General features: G+C 65.5%; 11 protein-coding genes. 4 read left to right on the top strand and 7 right to left on the bottom strand.

The features are described 5' to 3' along the window. The first annotated feature begins 23 nt into the window (after nucleotides 1–23). Nucleotides 24–1,049 (top strand): glycosyltransferase family 2 protein, encoded by a 1,026-nt coding sequence (locus AB3X95_RS33020; RefSeq protein ID WP_176121266.1) that lies wholly within the window; start codon nucleotides 24–26, stop codon nucleotides 1,047–1,049. Between the two features lie 48 nt (nucleotides 1,050–1,097). On the opposite strand, the gene AB3X95_RS33015 is transcribed toward AB3X95_RS33020, so the two are convergent. Together AB3X95_RS33015 and msbA are read right to left on the bottom strand one after the other, a co-directional pair. Continuing rightward, nucleotides 1,098–2,147 (bottom strand): glycosyltransferase family 2 protein, encoded by a 1,050-nt coding sequence (locus tag AB3X95_RS33015; RefSeq protein ID WP_368623489.1) that lies wholly within the window; start codon nucleotides 2,145–2,147, stop codon nucleotides 1,098–1,100. Between the two features lie 150 nt (nucleotides 2,148–2,297). Further along, nucleotides 2,298–4,091 carry a lipid A export permease/ATP-binding protein MsbA gene (msbA, locus tag AB3X95_RS33010; RefSeq protein ID WP_176109180.1) on the bottom strand — a complete coding sequence of 598 codons (1,794 nt, stop codon included), beginning with the start codon at nucleotides 4,089–4,091 and terminating at the stop codon, nucleotides 2,298–2,300. Between the two features lie 245 nt (nucleotides 4,092–4,336). On the opposite strand from msbA, the gene AB3X95_RS33005 reads away from it, so the two are divergent. Further along, nucleotides 4,337–5,098: a glycosyltransferase family 2 protein gene (locus AB3X95_RS33005; RefSeq protein WP_176109181.1), complete on the top strand. Its 762-nt coding sequence runs from the start codon at nucleotides 4,337–4,339 to the stop codon at nucleotides 5,096–5,098. A gap of 58 nt (nucleotides 5,099–5,156) precedes the next feature. On the opposite strand, the gene dnaE is transcribed toward AB3X95_RS33005, so the two are convergent. After that, a complete protein-coding gene (gene dnaE / locus AB3X95_RS33000; protein ID WP_368623488.1) occupies nucleotides 5,157–8,735 on the bottom strand; it encodes a DNA polymerase III subunit alpha in 3,579 nt (1,192 codons plus the stop codon). 314 nt (nucleotides 8,736–9,049) lie between these two features. Here dnaE and AB3X95_RS32995 point away from each other — a divergent pair, with 314 nt between their 5' ends. After that, nucleotides 9,050–9,913 carry a sulfurtransferase gene (locus AB3X95_RS32995; protein WP_368623487.1) on the top strand — a complete coding sequence of 288 codons (864 nt, stop codon included), beginning with the start codon at nucleotides 9,050–9,052 and terminating at the stop codon, nucleotides 9,911–9,913. Nucleotides 9,914–9,965: 52 nt separating this feature from the next. Then, nucleotides 9,966–10,856: a tRNA glutamyl-Q(34) synthetase GluQRS gene (gene gluQRS, locus AB3X95_RS32990; RefSeq protein ID WP_368623486.1), complete on the top strand. Its 891-nt coding sequence runs from the start codon at nucleotides 9,966–9,968 to the stop codon at nucleotides 10,854–10,856. A gap of 107 nt (nucleotides 10,857–10,963) precedes the next feature. On the opposite strand, the gene AB3X95_RS32985 is transcribed toward gluQRS, so the two are convergent. The 4 genes from AB3X95_RS32985 to AB3X95_RS32970 form a co-directional block, all read right to left on the bottom strand. After that, nucleotides 10,964–12,418, bottom strand: a complete 1,455-nt coding sequence (locus tag AB3X95_RS32985) for a DEAD/DEAH box helicase (protein WP_368623485.1) — start codon at nucleotides 12,416–12,418, stop codon at nucleotides 10,964–10,966. Nucleotides 12,419–12,764: 346 nt separating this feature from the next. Beyond that, entirely contained in the window at nucleotides 12,765–14,201 is a 1,437-nt protein-coding gene (locus tag AB3X95_RS32980; protein ID WP_368623484.1) for an aldehyde dehydrogenase family protein, read from the bottom strand. 45 nt (nucleotides 14,202–14,246) lie between these two features. Beyond that, nucleotides 14,247–15,899, bottom strand: a complete 1,653-nt coding sequence (locus AB3X95_RS32975; protein ID WP_368623483.1) for an acetolactate synthase large subunit — start codon at nucleotides 15,897–15,899, stop codon at nucleotides 14,247–14,249. 239 nt (nucleotides 15,900–16,138) lie between these two features. After that, entirely contained in the window at nucleotides 16,139–16,519 is a 381-nt protein-coding gene (locus AB3X95_RS32970) for an MliC family protein (RefSeq protein ID WP_368623482.1), read from the bottom strand. Nucleotides 16,520–16,613 lie beyond the last annotated feature (94 nt).

Genomic DNA, 16,613 nt, shown 5'->3' with positions numbered 1-16,613 from the left:
CCAATCGCTTTCTCCCCGACTCCATGACCGATAGCCTGGCGCACCTCGCACCCCCTCCAACCGCCGACACCGCCCGCCCCCTCGTCTCGATGCTCGTGATCGCCTACAACCAGGCAGAGCAGATCGGCGACGCCGTGCGCAGCGCGCTCGCGCAAACCTACGAGCCGCTCGAAATCATCGTCTCCGACGACGCGTCCCGCGACGCGACCTACGCCGCGATCGAAGCGGCGCTCGCCGGCTACAGCGGGCCGCATCGCGTGATCGCGCGGCGCAATATGGTGAACCAGGGCATCAGCGCGCACCTGTCGCAACTCGCGCAGTTGGCGCAGGGCGAGTTGCTGTTCATCGCAGCCGGCGACGACATGTCGGCGCCCGAGCGCTGCGAGCGCGTCGTCGACTGCTGGCTCGCGCATGGGCGCCGCCCCGACCTGATCGCGACCGATCTCGCCGACATGGACGAAACGGGTCACGTGCACGAGCGCGTGAGCCCGACCGAGCTCGACCGCTATCGCAGCTTCGACGACTGGCTCGTCGAGCGTCCGTGGCTGATCGGCGCCGCGCATACGTGGTCGCGACGCCTGATCGAGCGCTTCGGGCCGATGCTGCCGGGCGCCGCGGCCGAGGATCAGATCATGGTGCTGCGCGCGATCCTGTCGGGCGGCGCGATCAGTCTGCGCGAGCCGCTGGTGCGCTACCGGCGCGGCGGACTCTCGCGCAAGCGTCGCTACCAGTCGGTCGACGAGCTGATCGCGCGGATGCGGCAGAGCAATCGCTACGGACTCGCGGAACTTGCGCAGCTGCAGCGCGACGCTCAGATCGCCGGCGTCGGCGAACGCATGCGCGCGGCGATGGCGCCGAAGCTCGCGCGCGAGCAGTTCATCCATGCGATGTTCGAAGCGCGCAGCCTGGGCGAACGCATCGGCCTCGTGACGCGCAGCGCCGGCGTGAAGCTCGGGCTGCGGATTCGGATGTTTCTGTATGCGAGTTGCCCGGTGGTCTATGCACCGGGCATCTGGCTCAAGCGGGTCGTGCGGAGCAGAAAGGCCTGAAGACGTCGGTGAGTTCTGACCGCGCTTGGCGACTCGACGCGACGCGGCTCACGAAACTCGGCGCGACGCGCCCCGCCGCTGCCGCAAGCGTCGCGCGAGACTCGGCCTTCGCAGTTCGACGCCGAAGCTCAGCACACTCGCGCGCAAGCGCCGCAGCATCTTCACCGAGCGCACGAAGGTCTCGCCGGTGTGACTGATCATCACGAACTCGAACGCGCCGCGCCAACTCGCGACACCACGCGAAAACGCGTACATGTCGTGACGCGCATCGACGGGCAGCTCGCCGCCGAAGCGGCGCGTGAACACCCGCACCTGATCCGCGATGGCTTCGATCTGCCGCCGCCGGCTCGCGCCGCGCCGCCGTGCCGCCTCGGCGCCGCATTCATCACGCACCGCGCGCTCGTTGGTCGCGCTCGCGCCGACCGCGTTGCCGTCATGCTGCCGATACTTCAGATGCGGCGCCGCGACGTGGCGAATCTCGCCGAACGACGCAACCACCATCGCGAGCCACCAGTCGTGCATCACGATGCCGGGCGGGAACGGCAGCGCGCGATCGAGCGCCGCGCGGTTGACGAGCATCGCGCAGCCGGGCACATGGTTGCTCAGCAAAAAATCGCGCAAGCGCGTCGCGCAGCGCGACTTCGCGGTGATATCGAACAGCGAGCGCGACAGACGGCACAGCGTCGAGTCGACGAGCTCGATGTCGCAGAACGCGAGCGCCGGCGTGGCGGCGCCGTCGCCCGCGCTTTCCGCGCGCCGCACCTCCCGCATCAGATCGGCGACTTTCTCGGGCGCCCAGACGTCGTCCTGGTCGGCAAGCGCGATGTAGTCGCCGCGGCAGCCGGCGAGCGCGCGCTCGAAATTGCCGACGATGCCCGCCCGCGTGCCATCGCCGACGAGCCGCACCGGCACGCGTCCCGTATATGACGCGAGCAGTTCGCGGGTGCCGTCGCAGGATGCGTCGTCGGATACCACGACTTCGAGATGCGGCCAGCTCTGCGCTTCGAGCGAAGCCAGCAGCTCGGGCAGATAAGTGCGGCCGTTGTACGTCGCGAGCGCGATGGAGACGAGCGGCTTGCTCGGATCGTCGTCAAACATAGGCAGTCGATTTCCGCCAGGCGGACCGTGATTGCCCGCCAGCATGCGATGAGCGCCGAAAAAGCGCAATAAATTGAGACTTAAACACAACACCGGCCCAGATAATGGGCCGGATAGGCGAATCAGCGGTCGGGGCCGCAATGTGCCGGATCAAACCGGGCTTTGCTGGAACTGGATCCGATGCAGATGCGCGTACAGGCCGTCGTGCTCGAGCAGCTCGCGATGGCTGCCACGCTCGACGATCCGGCCCGCTTCCATCACGAGGATGCGGTCGGCGCGCTCGATGGTCGACAGCCGGTGCGCGATCACGAGCGTCGTGCGGCCCTTCATCAGCGTTTCGAGCGCCGCCTGCACGTGGCGCTCGGACTCGGAATCGAGCGCCGACGTCGCTTCGTCGAGAATCAGAATCGGCGCGTCCTTGTAGATCGCGCGCGCGATCGCGAGACGCTGGCGCTGGCCGCCCGACAGCATCATGCCGTTGTCGCCGACGAGCGTCTCGATGCCCTGCGGCATCGCCTGCACGGTGTCCCACAGGTTCGCCGCACGCAACGCCGCCTTGACCTTCTCCGCATCGACCTCCTGACCGTACGCGACGTTGTGCGCGATCGTGTCGTTGAACAGCACGACGTCCTGGCTCACCATCGCGATCTGGCTGCGCAGCGCGTGCAGGTCGTACTCGGGCAGCGCGACGCCGTCGACCAGGATCGCGCCGCCGGTCGGATCGAAGAAGCGCGGCAGCAGGTTCACGAGTGTGGTCTTGCCGCTGCCCGACGGACCCGCAAGCGCGACCATCTCGCCCGGGGCGACCTTGAACGACACCTGGTCGAGCGTGTGACGGTTGTGCGTGGAGCTGGTGCCGTAGTTGAACGACACGTCGCGGAACTCGACCTCGCCGCGCGCGCGGGCAAGGGGCCTGCCGCCGCCCTTCGGCTCGGCGGGCTCGTCGATCAGACCGAAGATCAGCTCGGCCGCGGTCATACCACGCTGCAACGGCTGGTTCACGTCCATCAGATGCTTGAGCGGCGAGATGATCAGCAGCATCGACGTGACGAACGCGACGAAACCGCCGACCGTCGTTTGATCCGATGACGACTGCACCACCGCGATCGTGATCACGACCGCGAGCGCGATCGACGCGAGGAACTGCGTCAACGGCTGCGCGAGGCCGCCGGACACTGTCATGCGCATCGCGTAGCCGCGCAGGCGCCGGCTCATCGAGTTGAAGCGGTCCATCTCGTACTGCTCGCCGTTATGCACCTTGACGACCTTGTAGCCGCCCACCGTCTCCTCGACGATGTACGACAGCTCGTTGGTGAGCAGCTGATGCTCGCGGTTCAGGCGCCGCAACCGGCGATTAATCTTACCGACCAGCCAGCCGATGCCCGGCAGCAGCACCGCGACGATCAACGTCAGGCGCCAGTTCAGATAGAACAGATAGCCGAGCAGGAAGATCACCGTCAGCGAGTCGCGCACGAGCGTGACCATCACGCTCAGCAGCACGTTCAGAATCTGGTTGACCTCGAAGACGATCGCGTTGATGACCGTGCTCGCGGTTTCGCGCTGGAAGAACGCGACGCTCGTGTGGATCATGCGGTCGAACATCTTCAGACGCAGCTCGAGCAGGATCTTGTTCGACACGTACGCGAGCAGATAACCGGACGCATACTGCGACACGCCGCGAATCAGCGCGAGGCCGATCACCGCGATCGGCACGAGCCACTTGGTCTTGTCGACCGCGTGCGAGCCGAAGCCCTTGTCGAGCAGTGGCTTGAGCAGCGCGGGAATGGCGGCGTCGGTGCCGGCGCTCACTGCCATCGCGACAATCGCGCCGAGCACGACCCACAGCAGCGGCTTGATGAATGGCCACAGGCGCCGCAGGACGACGGCCGGCGACGACGCATCGCCTGAACCCATGGGTTTGCTTAACGTTGGCTTCGCGCTCAAGGAATCCTCTGGAAATGCGGAACGGCGAGCACGCGGCGCAGGGTTGGGTGGCCGCGTGGAATATCAAAAAAGAGCATTGTAATCGGTTGCAGATGACGGCCGGCGCTCGGCGCGCGACGGCATGCACGCAACACCTTGGCCGATACACGCTGTGGTGCAGGGCCGGATCGGATGTGTATACTCGCTGCTCGATTGCCGGGTCGCGGGGCCCCGCTCCGTCACTTCGTCCTCCACGCAACTCAGGTATGCAAGAAACCACTCTTGGCGTTGCCATCATCACCCGGAACGCGGCGGCGCGGCTCGCCGAATGCCTGCAGGCCGTGGCCTTCGCCGACCAGATCGTCGTGATCGACGGCGGCAGCACCGACGGCACCGCCGACATCGCCCGCGCGCACGGCGCGCGTGTCATCGAGCAAACGGACTGGCCGGGCTTCGGCCCGCAAAAGAACCGTGCGGTCGATGCACTGACCACCAGCTGGGTCCTGTCGCTCGACGCCGACGAAATCGTCACGCCGGAACTTGCCGCATCGATTCGCGCGGCGCTCGCCGCGCCCGCCGCCGACGTCTACGCGGTGGACCGTCTGTCGAGCTTCTGCGGCCAATGGGTTCATCACAGCGGCTGGTATCCGGACTGGATTCCGCGCCTTTTCAAACGCGGCACCGCGCGTTTCTCCGACGATCTCGTGCACGAGCGCCTCGTGTTCGATACGCCCGCGCAACGCCTGACCGGCAAGCTGATGCACTACTCGTACGAGGACTTCGAGGGCGTGCTGCGCAAGCTCGACGCGTATTCAACGGCGGGCGCGCGGCAGCGTTACGAGGCCGGGCAGAAAGGCAGCATTCGTCTTGCGATCGGGCGCGGCCTGTGGGCGTTCGTACGGACTTATCTGCTGCGGCGCGGTTTTCTGGATGGCCGCGCCGGGCTGATGATCGCGCTGTTCAATGCGGAGACGGTGTACTACCGGTTTCTGAAGCTGGCGCGGCTGGAAAAAACGGGCGGGCGATAAGCTGAGCTCAGATTAGCCGGTACACGCGGCACCGGCCGATCCACACTGCCTACCTCGCTCAATACACGATCTCGATCGAGCTTCCCGCAAACTCGCCGCGCAGCGCGGCGAGCAGTTCGTCGGTCGGCTTCACGCGCCACGCGTCGCCCAGACGCATTTCGCCTTGCGCATGCTCGCTGCGATAAACCACCTGCACCGCGAGTCCATTCGGAATCTGCACCGCCTGACGCTGACGACCGCCATCGCCGCCGAAGCCGCCACGCCCGCCGCCGTTGCCACCGCCGTTGCCTCGAGTGGCGGCCGCCGACGTGGCTGCCCCGGCCGGCTCTTCCTTGCCGGCGGTGTGCGCTTCGAGCACCCGGCGCAATGCCTGCGCGTTAGCGTTGCCGTTCATCTGCACCTTCAGCGAGTCCGCGTAGCGGCAGCGCGCGCGGCCGAGATCCATCACCGTTTCGACGGTGAAGCGGATGCCGCCCGTGAACGCGTCGTTACGCGCCTGGCCCTGCACGATCAGCAGCTCGTCTTCCTTGAACAGCTGCTTGTGTTCTTCGAAGACCTCGTTGAAGACCGTCACTTCGCACTGGCCGGTGCCGTCGTCGAGCAGCGCGATCAGCATCTTGCCGCGCTGGGTCATCTGCGTGCGCAGCGACACGATCACGCCCGCAACCAGCTTGTCGCGCCCTTCCTTCAGCTCGCCGATCTTCTGGCGCACGAACCGGCGCACTTCGTCCTTGTATGCATCGAACAGATGGCCCGACAGGTAGAAACCGAGCGCGGCCTTTTCTTCCTGCAGCTTGCGCTTTTCCGGCCACTCCGGTTCGTCGACGAGTTCGTGGCCTTGCGACGGGGCGTCGCCCATGTCGAACAGACCCGCCTGCAGCGCATTGGCCGCCGCCTGCTCGGCCGCTTCCATCGCGAGCGACACCGATGCGATCAGCTGCGCGCGGTTCGCGTGCAGCGTGTCGAACGCGCCGGCGCGAATCAGCGCTTCGATCGTGCGTCGATTGACGATGCGCCGATCGACGCGATTGCAGAAATCGAAGATGTCGATGAAGCGGCCGTCCTCGCGCGCGCGCAGGATTTCTTCGATCGCGTTCTGGCCGCTGCCCTTGATTGCGCCGAGACCATAACGGATCGTGCGCGAGCGCTTGCCGTCGGCTTCGGCGACCGGCTCGAAGCGATACGCCGACAGGTTCACGTCCGGCGGCAACACGACCATCTTGTTCGCGAGGCAGTCTTCGAACAGGATCTTGACCTTGTCCGTGTCGTCCATCGCGAGCGACATGTTGGCCGCCATGAATTCGGCCGGATGGTGCGCCTTCAGCCACGCGGTGTAGTAGGCGAGCAGCGCATACGCAGCCGCGTGCGACTTGTTGAAGCCGTAGCCCGCGAACTTCTCCATCAGGTCGAAGATTTCGTCGGACTTCTCGCGCGTGAGGCCGTTCCTGGCCGCGCCTTCCGCGAAAATCTCGCGGTGCTGGGCCATCTCCTCGGGCTTTTTCTTACCCATCGCGCGACGCAGCAGGTCGGCGCCGCCCAGCGAGTAGCCGCCGATGATCTGCGCCATCTGCATCACCTGCTCCTGGTAGACCATGATGCCGTAGGTCTCTTTCAGAACAGGTTCGACGCGCGGGTCCGGATATTCCACCACCTCGCGGCCGTGCTTACGTGCGCAGAAGCTCGGGATCAGGTCCATCGGACCCGGGCGGTACAACGCGACGAGCGCGATGATGTCCTCGAAGCGATCGGGCTGCGCATCCTTCAGCATGCCCTGCATGCCGCGGCTTTCCAGCTGGAACACGGCGACCGTGTTCGCTTTCTTCAGGATCGAGAACGACGCGGGGTCGTCGAGCGGCACCTGGCTTAGCGACCAGTCCTGCTTCGACGGATCGAGGCGGCGGATGTAGCGCTCGGCCCAATCCAGAATGGTCAGCGTGGTCAGGCCCAGAAAGTCGAACTTCACGAGGCCGACCGCCTCGACGTCGTCCTTGTCGTACTGGCTGACGACGCCGCTGTCGTCGCCCTGCGTATAGAGCGGGCAGAAATCGGTCAGCTTGCCGGGCGCGATCAGCACGCCGCCCGCGTGCATACCGACGTTACGTGTCAAGCCCTCTACGCGCTGCGCGAGTTCGAGCAGCTGGTGCACTTCGTCTTCGTTGTCGAAGCGCTCCTGCAATAGCGGCTCTTCCTTCATCGCGTCGGCGATGGTCACGTGCTTGCCCGGCTTGAACGGGATCAGCTTCGCGACGCCGTCCGTGAACATGTAGCCGAGATCGAGCACGCGGCCGATGTCTCGCACCGCCGCCTTGGCCGCCATCGTGCCGAATGTCGCGATCTGCGACACCGCGTTCGCGCCGTACTTTTCCTTCACGTACTGGATCACGCGATCGCGGCCGTGCTGGCAGAAGTCGATATCGAAGTCGGGCATCGACACCCGCTCCGGATTCAGGAAACGTTCGAACAGCAGGTTGTAGCGCAGCGGATCGAGATCGGTCACGCCGAGCGCATAGGCGACCAGCGAACCCGCGCCCGAACCGCGGCCAGGACCGACCGGCACGCCGTTGTTCTTCGCCCAGTTGATGAAGTCCGCAACGATCAGGAAGTAGCCCGGAAAGCCCATCTTGATGATCGTGCCGCACTCGAATTCGAGGCGCTGGTGGTAGGTCGGGCGTTGCGCGTCGCGCTCGGCCTCGTCTGGATACAGCTGTTCGAGCCGCTTTTCGAGGCCTTCTTTCGACAGCTGCACCAGGTAGTCGTCGAGCGACATGCCGTCGGGCGTCGGAAAGAGCGGCAGCTTCGGCTTGCCGAGTTCGAGCTTCAGATTGCAGCGCTTGGCGATCTGCACCGTGTTCGCGAGCGCCGACGGAATGTCCGCGAACAGCGTGGCCATTTCCTGTTGCGTGCGGAAATACTGCTCGGACGTGAAGCGCTTCTGGCGACGCGGATTCGCGAGAATATCGCCTTCGGAAATACACACGCGCGCTTCGTGCGCGGTGAAGTCGTCCGGCGTCATGAACTGCATCGGGTGCGTCGCGACGACCGGCAGTTTCAGCGATGCCGCGAGCGCGACCGCCTGCAGCACGTACTGCTCGCCGCCAGGCTGACCGTAGCGCTGCAGCTCGATATAAAAGCCGCCCGGAAACACCTTCGCCCAATGCCGTGCATTGCGCTTCGCCGCCTCTTCATTGCCCGCCGCCAACGCAAGACCGATGTCGCCCTGCTGCGCGCCCGACAGCGCGAGCAGTCCTTCGCCCAAACCGGTTTCGAGCCAGCCGGCTTCGATTTCCGCGCGGCCGCGATACTGGTTCGTGAGCGAGGCCTTGCTGAGCAATTCGCAAAGGTTGAGGTAACCGCGGCGGTCCTTGACCAGCAGCAGCAGGCGGGAAGGCTTGTCGCGGTCGTCTGGATTGGTGATCCAGACGTCGCAGCCGGCAATGGGTTTGACTCCTTTGCCACGCGCTTCCTTGTAGAAACGGACGAGGCCGAACGCGTTGCCGAGGTCGGTGAGCGCAAGCGCGCCCTGACCGTCTTTGGCCGCCGCCGCGACGATGTCGTCGAGACGCACGATGCCGTCGGCAATCGAGAATTCGGAGTGAACGCGGAGATGGACGAAGCGGGGATCTGACATGGGCGACATTGTAACCCCACCCTTCCGCAGATTTCAGGTCTGAACGGCGCGTTGCCCATCCGGCCAGGACGAGGTCGGCGACAGGGCTGCTTGCGCTAGCGCAAACCGTTAGCCATTCGGCCAGGCCGGGAAAAATCCGCGGTTGAGGGATAATAGAGGTTTCGCCTGTTTCGGCCTGGCCATTGAACTGGCAAATGCGCGGCAAATGCGCGGCAAACGCGCGCGAAACCGCGCGCCAAACCCCGGGTCTTATCGGGGGCGCAACAGCGTCGGCACGGCCCGCCGCCCTTTGCCACGCCGGCCATCTTTACCGCAGAACACACATGAGTATCGTCAATCTCGCCGCGTATCAATTCGCGACCATCGAAGACACCGCCGCCTGGCGCCCATTCGTCACCGAACGCTGCCATGCGCTCGGCCTGCGCGGCACTATCCTGCTCGCGCCGGAAGGCATCAACCTGTTCATCGCCGGCACGCGCGAGAACACCGACGCGTTCATCGACTACATCCGCCACGACGCGCTGTTCGAAGGCAAGTTCGCGAATCTGCAGTTCAAGGAAAGCCTGTCGGACAAGCAGCCGTTCACGCGCATGCTGGTCAAGCTCAAGCGCGAAATCATCACGATGAAAAAGCCGGCGATCCGCCCCGAGCTCGGCCGCGCACCGTTCGTCGACGCGCCCACGCTGAAGACCTGGCTCGACCGCGGTCACGACGACGAAGGCCGTCCGGTCGTGATGCTCGACACGCGCAACGCGTTCGAAGTCGACGTCGGCACGTTCGACAACGCGCTCGACTATCGCATCACGAAGTTCAGCGAATTCCCCGAGGTGATCGAGAACAACCGCGCCGATCTCGAAGGCAAGACGGTGGTGTCGTTCTGCACGGGCGGCATCCGCTGCGAGAAGGCCGCGATCCATATGAAAGACGTCGGCATCGAGAACGTGTACCAGCTCGAAGGCGGCATCCTCAAATACTTCGAGGAAGTGGGCGGCGCGCATTATCACGGCGACTGCTTCGTGTTCGACTATCGCACCGCGCTGAATCCGCAACTCGAACCGACCGCGACCGCGCAATGCTTCGGCTGCCGCGCAGTGGTCACGCCCGAGCAACAGCAATCGCCGATGTACGTCGCGGGCAAGACCTGCCCGGCGTGCCATCCGGACAGCAAGGCCGCGTGCGCCGCGTAATGACAGCCGGGGTGCCTCGCGGCGCGGGCGCCTCGCCTGACCTCCCCACACCATGACCTATCGCGGACGCTTCGCACCGTCGCCAACCGGCCCGCTGCATTTCGGCTCGCTGGTCAGCGCGCTCGCGAGCTGGCTCGACGCGCGCGCGCAGCGCGGCGCGTGGCTCGTGCGCGTCGAAGATATCGACGGACCGCGCACGGTGCCCGGTGCCGCCGAGGACATCCTCGCGACCCTCGAACGCTTCGGCATGCGCGCCGACGAAACGCCGGTCTGGCAAAGCCAGCGCATCGCGCACTATCAGCAGGCGCTGGAGCGGTTGAAATCGACCGGTCTCGTCTATCCGTGCGGCTGCACGCGCAAGGAAATCGCCGATTCGCTATTGCACGCGCACGCGCGCAACACCACGCTCGCCTACCCCGGCACCTGCCGCACCGGTCTGCACGGCAAGCCCGCGCGCGCGTGGCGCCTGCGTGTGCCCGACGGCGACTCGGCCGTGATCACGTTCAACGACCGCTGGCAGGGTCCGCAGACGCAAAACCTCGCGACCGAGGTCGGCGATTTCGTGCTGCGCCGCGCGGACGATCAATGGGCGTATCAGCTGGCGGTCGTGGTGGACGATGCGGACGCGGGCATTACGCACATCGTGCGCGGCGCGGATCTGATGGATTCGACGGCGCGGCAGATTTATCTGCAACGTTGTCTAGGCGTGGCGACGCCCGAATATCTGCATGTGCCGGTCGTGACGAACGAGCACGGCGAGAAGCTGAGCAAACAGAACGGCGCGACCGCGCTCGATAGCGACAAGCCGCTCGAAGCATTAGGCGCGGCGGCACGGCATCTGGGACTGGAGCTGGGAAGCGAGCCGCCTGCGACGCTCGAGCAGTTCTACAGCGCCGCGACAACGGCCTGGGCAAAACGGATGAACATTCGCGCATCCAGATGATGCGCATGCGGGGAGCTTGCTGCGCTTTCCGGAACATCGAATCGCGCGGCCCCACCGCCTTTACCCTCGGGGCGTTGCACCCCGAGCTCCGAACCCGACAGCCCGTCTTACGACGACGAAGGCGTCTTCCTCGGCATTCCGAAGCCACCGAGCAACGCGGCCAGTTGCCGCTTCGGCGCTGCCTTTTGCGGCGCGGCCGTCTCCTCGACCTTGTGCACCGATGCCGGCGACGGCTCGTACGGCTTCAGGAAGAAATCGTCGATCGGTTGCGCGCGATGATGATGCGGACGGTCATACGAACCCGACGCCCCGCCCGTGCGACGGCGGCTGCGCTCGTCGCGCGATTCACTGCGCTCACGGCGCAGCGAACGATCATCGTGATGATGGCGCACGGGCGCCTCGACGGTCAGGCGCTGCAACTCGAGCGGACGCTTGATCAGCTTCTCGATGTCGGCCAGTTGCTTGCGCTCGTTCGGGCTGCACAGCGACAGCGCGTCGCCCGATGCGCCCGCGCGGCCCGTCCGGCCGATCCGGTGTACGTAGTCTTCGGCGTTGAACGGCAGGTCGAAGTTGATCACCGCCGGCAGTTCTGCGATATCGAGACCGCGCGCGGCGACGTCCGTCGCCACCAGCGCCTCGACCTCGCCGCGCTTGAACGCGTCGAGCGCCTGCATGCGCTCGCTTTGCGAGCGGTCGCCGTGAATCGCGGTCGCGACCACGCCGTCGCGTTCGAGGCTGCGCGCGAGCCGGCTCGCGCCGATCTTGCTGTTGCAGAACACGATCACCTGCTTCAGGCCGCGCTCGCGGATCAGTTGCACGACCGCGCCGGTCTTGTCGCCCTCGGCGACCTCGTAGACGACCTGCGTGACATTGGTAGCCGTCGAATTGCTGCGAGCGACTTCGATGGTCTGCGGGTTGCGCAGATAGGTCGCGGCGAGCTTCTTGATTTCGCCCGAGAACGTCGCGGAGAAGAGCAGCGTTTGGCGCTCTTTCGGCAGCAGGTTCAGGATGCGCTGCAGGTCGGGCAGAAAGCCCATGTCGAGCATGCGGTCGGCTTCGTCGAGCACGAGCATCTGCACCTGGCCCAGGTTGGCGGTTTTCTGCTGCACGTGATCGAGCAGACGGCCCGGCGTCGCGATCAGGATTTCGACGCCGCGGCGCAGCTGCTCCGACTGCGGATTCATATCGACGCCGCCGAACACGACCGCGCTGCGCAGCGCCGTGTGCTTCGCGTAGGCCTGCACGTTCGCGGCCACCTGGTCGGCGAGTTCGCGGGTCGGCGTGAGGATCAGCGCGCGCACCGGATGGCGAGCCGGCGACGCGCTCGTATTGGCTTGCGGCAGCAGACGCTGGATGATCGGCAGCGAGAAGCTCGCGGTCTTGCCGGTACCGGTCTGCGCGGCGCCCATCACGTCACGGCCAGCCAGCACGACCGGGATCGCCTTCGCCTGGATCGGCGTGGGCGACGTGTAGCCCGATTCCTTGATGGCCTTCAGGATGTCGGGCGCGAGGCCGAATTGGTCAAAAGTCTCGGTGCTGGGCGTGACGGCTGTGTCGGACATGGTGGCTTTCGCTAAAAAGGCGCGTGGCGCGGATGCGCGCGGCAGCGGTCGGGGCCGCGGAGGGCATCAGGATGAAGGCGGAGCCACGTCGTTCCGCGCGAGACCCGTGTGAGTTCGGTTAATGCGGCCGGCTCCGGTTGGCGGAAACACCCGCCGAAAGCCCAGTATTGTAGCACTTCAGCAAAAACGCTCACGACGGCCGGCTGGCCGGCCGCTCGCGGCCGTTGCTTCGGTCGCAGCGTAGTGCGCACAGACGACAGTGGCATGACAGCCGGGCGCCTGGGCGGGCGGCGCGCGGCGTTCGTCAGCCGTCCCGCGCGCGCCCTGCCCGCGTCAGAGCGCCCACTCACCACGTCTCGCGCATCACCATCAGCCGCAGCTCGGTCATATCCTCGATCGCGTAGCGCACGCCCTCGCGCCCCAGCCCCGAATCCTTGACGCCGCCATACGGCATGTTGTCGACGCGAAACGACGGCACGTCGTTGATCACGACGCCGCCCACTTCGAGCGCATCCCAGGCGCGATGCGCATGCGCGAGCGAATCGGTGAACACGCCGGCCTGCAGGCCGAAGTCGCTGTCGTTGACCTGCGCGAGCGCCGCCTCGAAATCGTTGAAGCGCTCGAGGATCGCGACCGGCCCGAACGCCTCCTTGCGATACAGATCGGTGTCGCGCTTCACGCCTTCGAGCAGCGTCGCCTCGAACATCGCGCCGTCGACCTTGCCCCCCGCGACGATCTGCGCGCCCGCCTGTACCGCCCCCTCCATCCAGCCGGCGAGCCGCTTCGCCTCCGATTCGGAGATCATCGGCCCGACGAAGGTCTTCTCGTTCTTCGGATCGCCCATCACCAGCGACTTCGTCTTCGCGATCAGCTTCTCGCGCAGCGCGTCGTAGACGCTCGCGTGCGCAAGAATCCGCTGCACGCCGATGCAGCTCTGCCCCGACTGATAGAACGCGCCGAACGCGAGCCGCTCGACCACGTAGTCGAGCTTGCCGCCCTGATCGCCGTCGACGATCGCCGCCGCGTTGCCGCCCAGTTCCAGAATCACCTTCTTCTTGCCGGCTTTGCGTTTCAGCTCCCAGCCGACCGCCGGCGACCCGGTGAACGACAGCAGCTTGAAGCGCTCGTCGGTCGTAAACAGGTCGGCGCCGTCGCGGTGCGCGGGCAAAATCGAAAACGCGCCCTTCGGCAGATCGGTTTCCGCAAGAATTTCGCCCATGATCAGCGCGCCGACCGGCGTGCGGCTCGCCGGCTTCAGCACGAACGGCACGCCCGCCGCGATCGCCGGCGCGACCTTGTGCGCAGTGAGGTTCAACGGAAAATTGAACGGCGAGATGAACGAGCACGGCCCGATCGGCACGCGCTTCACGTACGCGTGGTAACCGTTCGCGCGCGGCGAAATCTGCAGATTGATGATCTCGCCGTCGATTCGCACGCTCTCCTCGGCGGCGACTTTGAACGTATCGATCAGGCGCGTGACCTCGCCCTTCGAATCGTTGATCGGCTTGCCCGCCTCGATGCACAGCGCGAGCGCAAGCTCGTCGTAGCGCTCGCGAAAGCGCTTCACGCAGTGTTCGAGCACCGCCTGGCGCTTGAACGGCGGGTAGGCGCGCAGTGCGGGCATCGCCTCGACCGCGAGCCCGATCGCCTTGTCGATCGCGGCCGCGTCGGCCATCGCGACGCGGGTGGCGACTTCGCCACTGAATTTGTCGGTGACTTCGAGATCGGTGTTGGCGGCCACCGGCTCATTCGCGAGGTAGTACGGATAGGTTTTCTGCAACATGTCGCGTTCTCCTTGAATCGAATCAAAGCGTCGATGCACAGAGGCTCAAAGCCGCGCGGACAGCCGCTTGATCTCGCGATTGAGCACGCGCTCGTTGTCCGAATAGTCGATCGGCACGTCGATCACGTGCACGCCGGGCGTCACGAAGCACTCGCGCAACAGCGGCGCGAATTGTTCGGCGGCCTCGACCCGATGCCCCTGAGCTCCATAGCTCTGCGCATAGGCGACGAAATCCGGGTTCGCAAGCGTCATGCCGTAGTCCGGGAAGTTCATGTTCTCCTGCTTCCAGCGGATCATGCCGAACGCGTCGTCGCGCAGGATCAGGATCACCAGGTCGAGCTTCAGGCGCACCGCCGTTTCGAGCTCCTGCGAGTTCATCATGAAGCCGCCATCGCCGCACACGGCGATCACTTTGCGCTCCGGATGCACGATCTTGCTCGCGATCGCCGACGGCAGCCCCGCGCCCATCGACGCCAGCGCGTTGTCGAGCAACAGCGAATTCGGCTCGTGCGCGCGGTAGTAGCGCGCGAACCAGATCTTGTACATGCCGTTATCCAGACACACGATGCCGTCGACCGGCGTGGTCTCGTACACGTCGTTGACGATCCGCACCGGGTACATCGGGAAGCGGTCGTCGTGCTGACCCTTCACCAGATGCGCCTCGAAGTGCTCCTTGATCTCCTTGAAGCGCGTGAAGTCCCAATGCTCCTGGCGCGTCTTCAGGCTCTCCTTGAGCTGCCACACCGCATTCGCGATGTCGCCGACCACTTCGATCTGCGGGAAATACACCGGATCGACTTCGGCGCCGAGGAAGTTCACGTGGATCACGGTCTTCTCGCCCGCCTCGCCGCTGCGCATGAAAAACGGCGGCTTTTCGATCACGTCGTGACCGACGTTGATGATGCAATCCGCGTGCTCGATCGCGCGGTGCACGAAGTCGCCGTCGGAGAGCGTCGCGTTGCCGAGCCACATCGGATGCGATTCGTCGATCACGCCCTTGCCCATCTGCGTCGTGAAAAACGGAATGCCGATCTGATCGACGAACTCGCGCAGCGTCTTCGTCGTGGTCTTGCGGTTGCCGCCTGCGCCGATCATCAGGAGCGGATGCTTCGCGGCGGTGATCGCCTCGACCGCGCGCGCGACCGCCTTCTCCTCGGCGACCGGACGGCGGCTGTAGCTCTTCGGAATCGGCTTGCCGTCGCCCTCCTCGTGCGCGACGTCCTCGGGCAATTCGAGGTGCGCGGCGCCCGGGCGCTCCTCCTCGGCGCGGCGCACCGCCTCGCGCACCGCCGCCGGAATATTGCCGATCGACACGATCTGCCGCGTGTACTTGGTGAGCGGCTCCATCATCCGCACCACGTCGACGATCTGGAAGTGCCCCTGCTTGCTCGACTTGATCGGCTTCTGGCCGGTGACCATCAGCATCGGCATGCCGCCCAGTTGCGCGTAGGCGGCCGCAGTCACGAAGTTGGTCGCGCCGGGGCCGAGCGTCGCCAGACATACTCCCGTGCGGCCGGTGAGCCGCCCGTAGGTGGCAGCCATGAAGCCGGCCGCCTGCTCGTGGCGCGTGAGGATCAGACGGATTTTCGAGCGACGCAGCGACTCGAGCAGATCGAGATTTTCTTCACCGGGGATGCCGAACACGTACTCGACACCTTCGGCTTCCAGCGATTTGACGAACAGGTCCGATGCTTTCATTGAGGGTCTCGCTTGATGACTCGGGGGACGGACAATCGAAGACGACAACGACGGCTGCGCGCGAAACACCGCATCGCGCGCGCGGCATGGCAAACGGCATGGCGAACACCATGCTGGACAGCTTACTACTCGAATGGAAACGATGCGCGCGAGCGGCAGGAAGCCGGGCGCGAGAGGAAGCAGGCGGCGCCAGAGGATGAAGCCGCCGCATGACGTGCAGGTGTGCGCCGATCAATGAATCAGCGAGTCACCGTTACGCAGTCGGAGAGAATCGGCGGCGCGTTCTCGCCGCTCGTCAGGTCATAAAGATTGGCGCGCGGTCCCTTGGTCCACCACGTATAGCTGCCGGCCTGGTACTTCACGCCGGACGCCGAGACCGTGTTGACGAACAGCATCGAGGTGCCTTTCACCGGCAGCACGGCGAAGCTCTGGCCGTTCTGCGCGTTCCAGTAGGTAACCTGCAGGATCTTGCCGGTCGCGCACGTGTATTTGCGCGTCTGGTGGTTCTTGCCCTCGATGTGCTTGAACTGCAACGGCGCGGCCGAGGCGCCGCCGGAAGATGCCGCCAGCGAGGCCACCATCGATGCTGCCGTGAGGAATGCAACACGCCATGTCTTCATCGAACACCTCGATTGTTGCGGGGGGTCAGGCAGGGAAGGCATACCGGCCGCCACGCCGGTCACAGACGGGTCACAGGCGGGTTACAGGAAGCTC

This window comes from Paraburkholderia sp. BR13444 (assembly GCF_040948755.1).
Lineage (GTDB): Bacteria > Pseudomonadota > Gammaproteobacteria > Burkholderiales > Burkholderiaceae > Paraburkholderia > Paraburkholderia youngii.
The sequence above is the reverse complement of the archived record's forward strand: the minus strand, read 5'-3'. Positions and strand labels throughout refer to the sequence as shown.

Coding starts and splice junctions, on each gene's coding strand:
- AB3X95_RS33020 (WP_176121266.1), top strand. CDS start 24: ATGACCGATAGCCTGGCGCACCTCGCACCCCCTCCAACCGCCGACACC.
- AB3X95_RS33015 (WP_368623489.1), bottom strand. CDS start 2,147: ATGTTTGACGACGATCCGAGCAAGCCGCTCGTCTCCATCGCGCTCGCG.
- AB3X95_RS33005 (WP_176109181.1), top strand. CDS start 4,337: ATGCAAGAAACCACTCTTGGCGTTGCCATCATCACCCGGAACGCGGCG.
- dnaE (WP_368623488.1), bottom strand. CDS start 8,735: ATGTCGCCCATGTCAGATCCCCGCTTCGTCCATCTCCGCGTTCACTCC.
- AB3X95_RS32995 (WP_368623487.1), top strand. CDS start 9,050: ATGAGTATCGTCAATCTCGCCGCGTATCAATTCGCGACCATCGAAGAC.
- gluQRS (WP_368623486.1), top strand. CDS start 9,966: ATGACCTATCGCGGACGCTTCGCACCGTCGCCAACCGGCCCGCTGCAT.
- AB3X95_RS32985 (WP_368623485.1), bottom strand. CDS start 12,418: ATGTCCGACACAGCCGTCACGCCCAGCACCGAGACTTTTGACCAATTC.
- AB3X95_RS32980 (WP_368623484.1), bottom strand. CDS start 14,201: ATGTTGCAGAAAACCTATCCGTACTACCTCGCGAATGAGCCGGTGGCC.
- AB3X95_RS32975 (WP_368623483.1), bottom strand. CDS start 15,899: ATGAAAGCATCGGACCTGTTCGTCAAATCGCTGGAAGCCGAAGGTGTC.
- AB3X95_RS32970 (WP_368623482.1), bottom strand. CDS start 16,519: ATGAAGACATGGCGTGTTGCATTCCTCACGGCAGCATCGATGGTGGCC.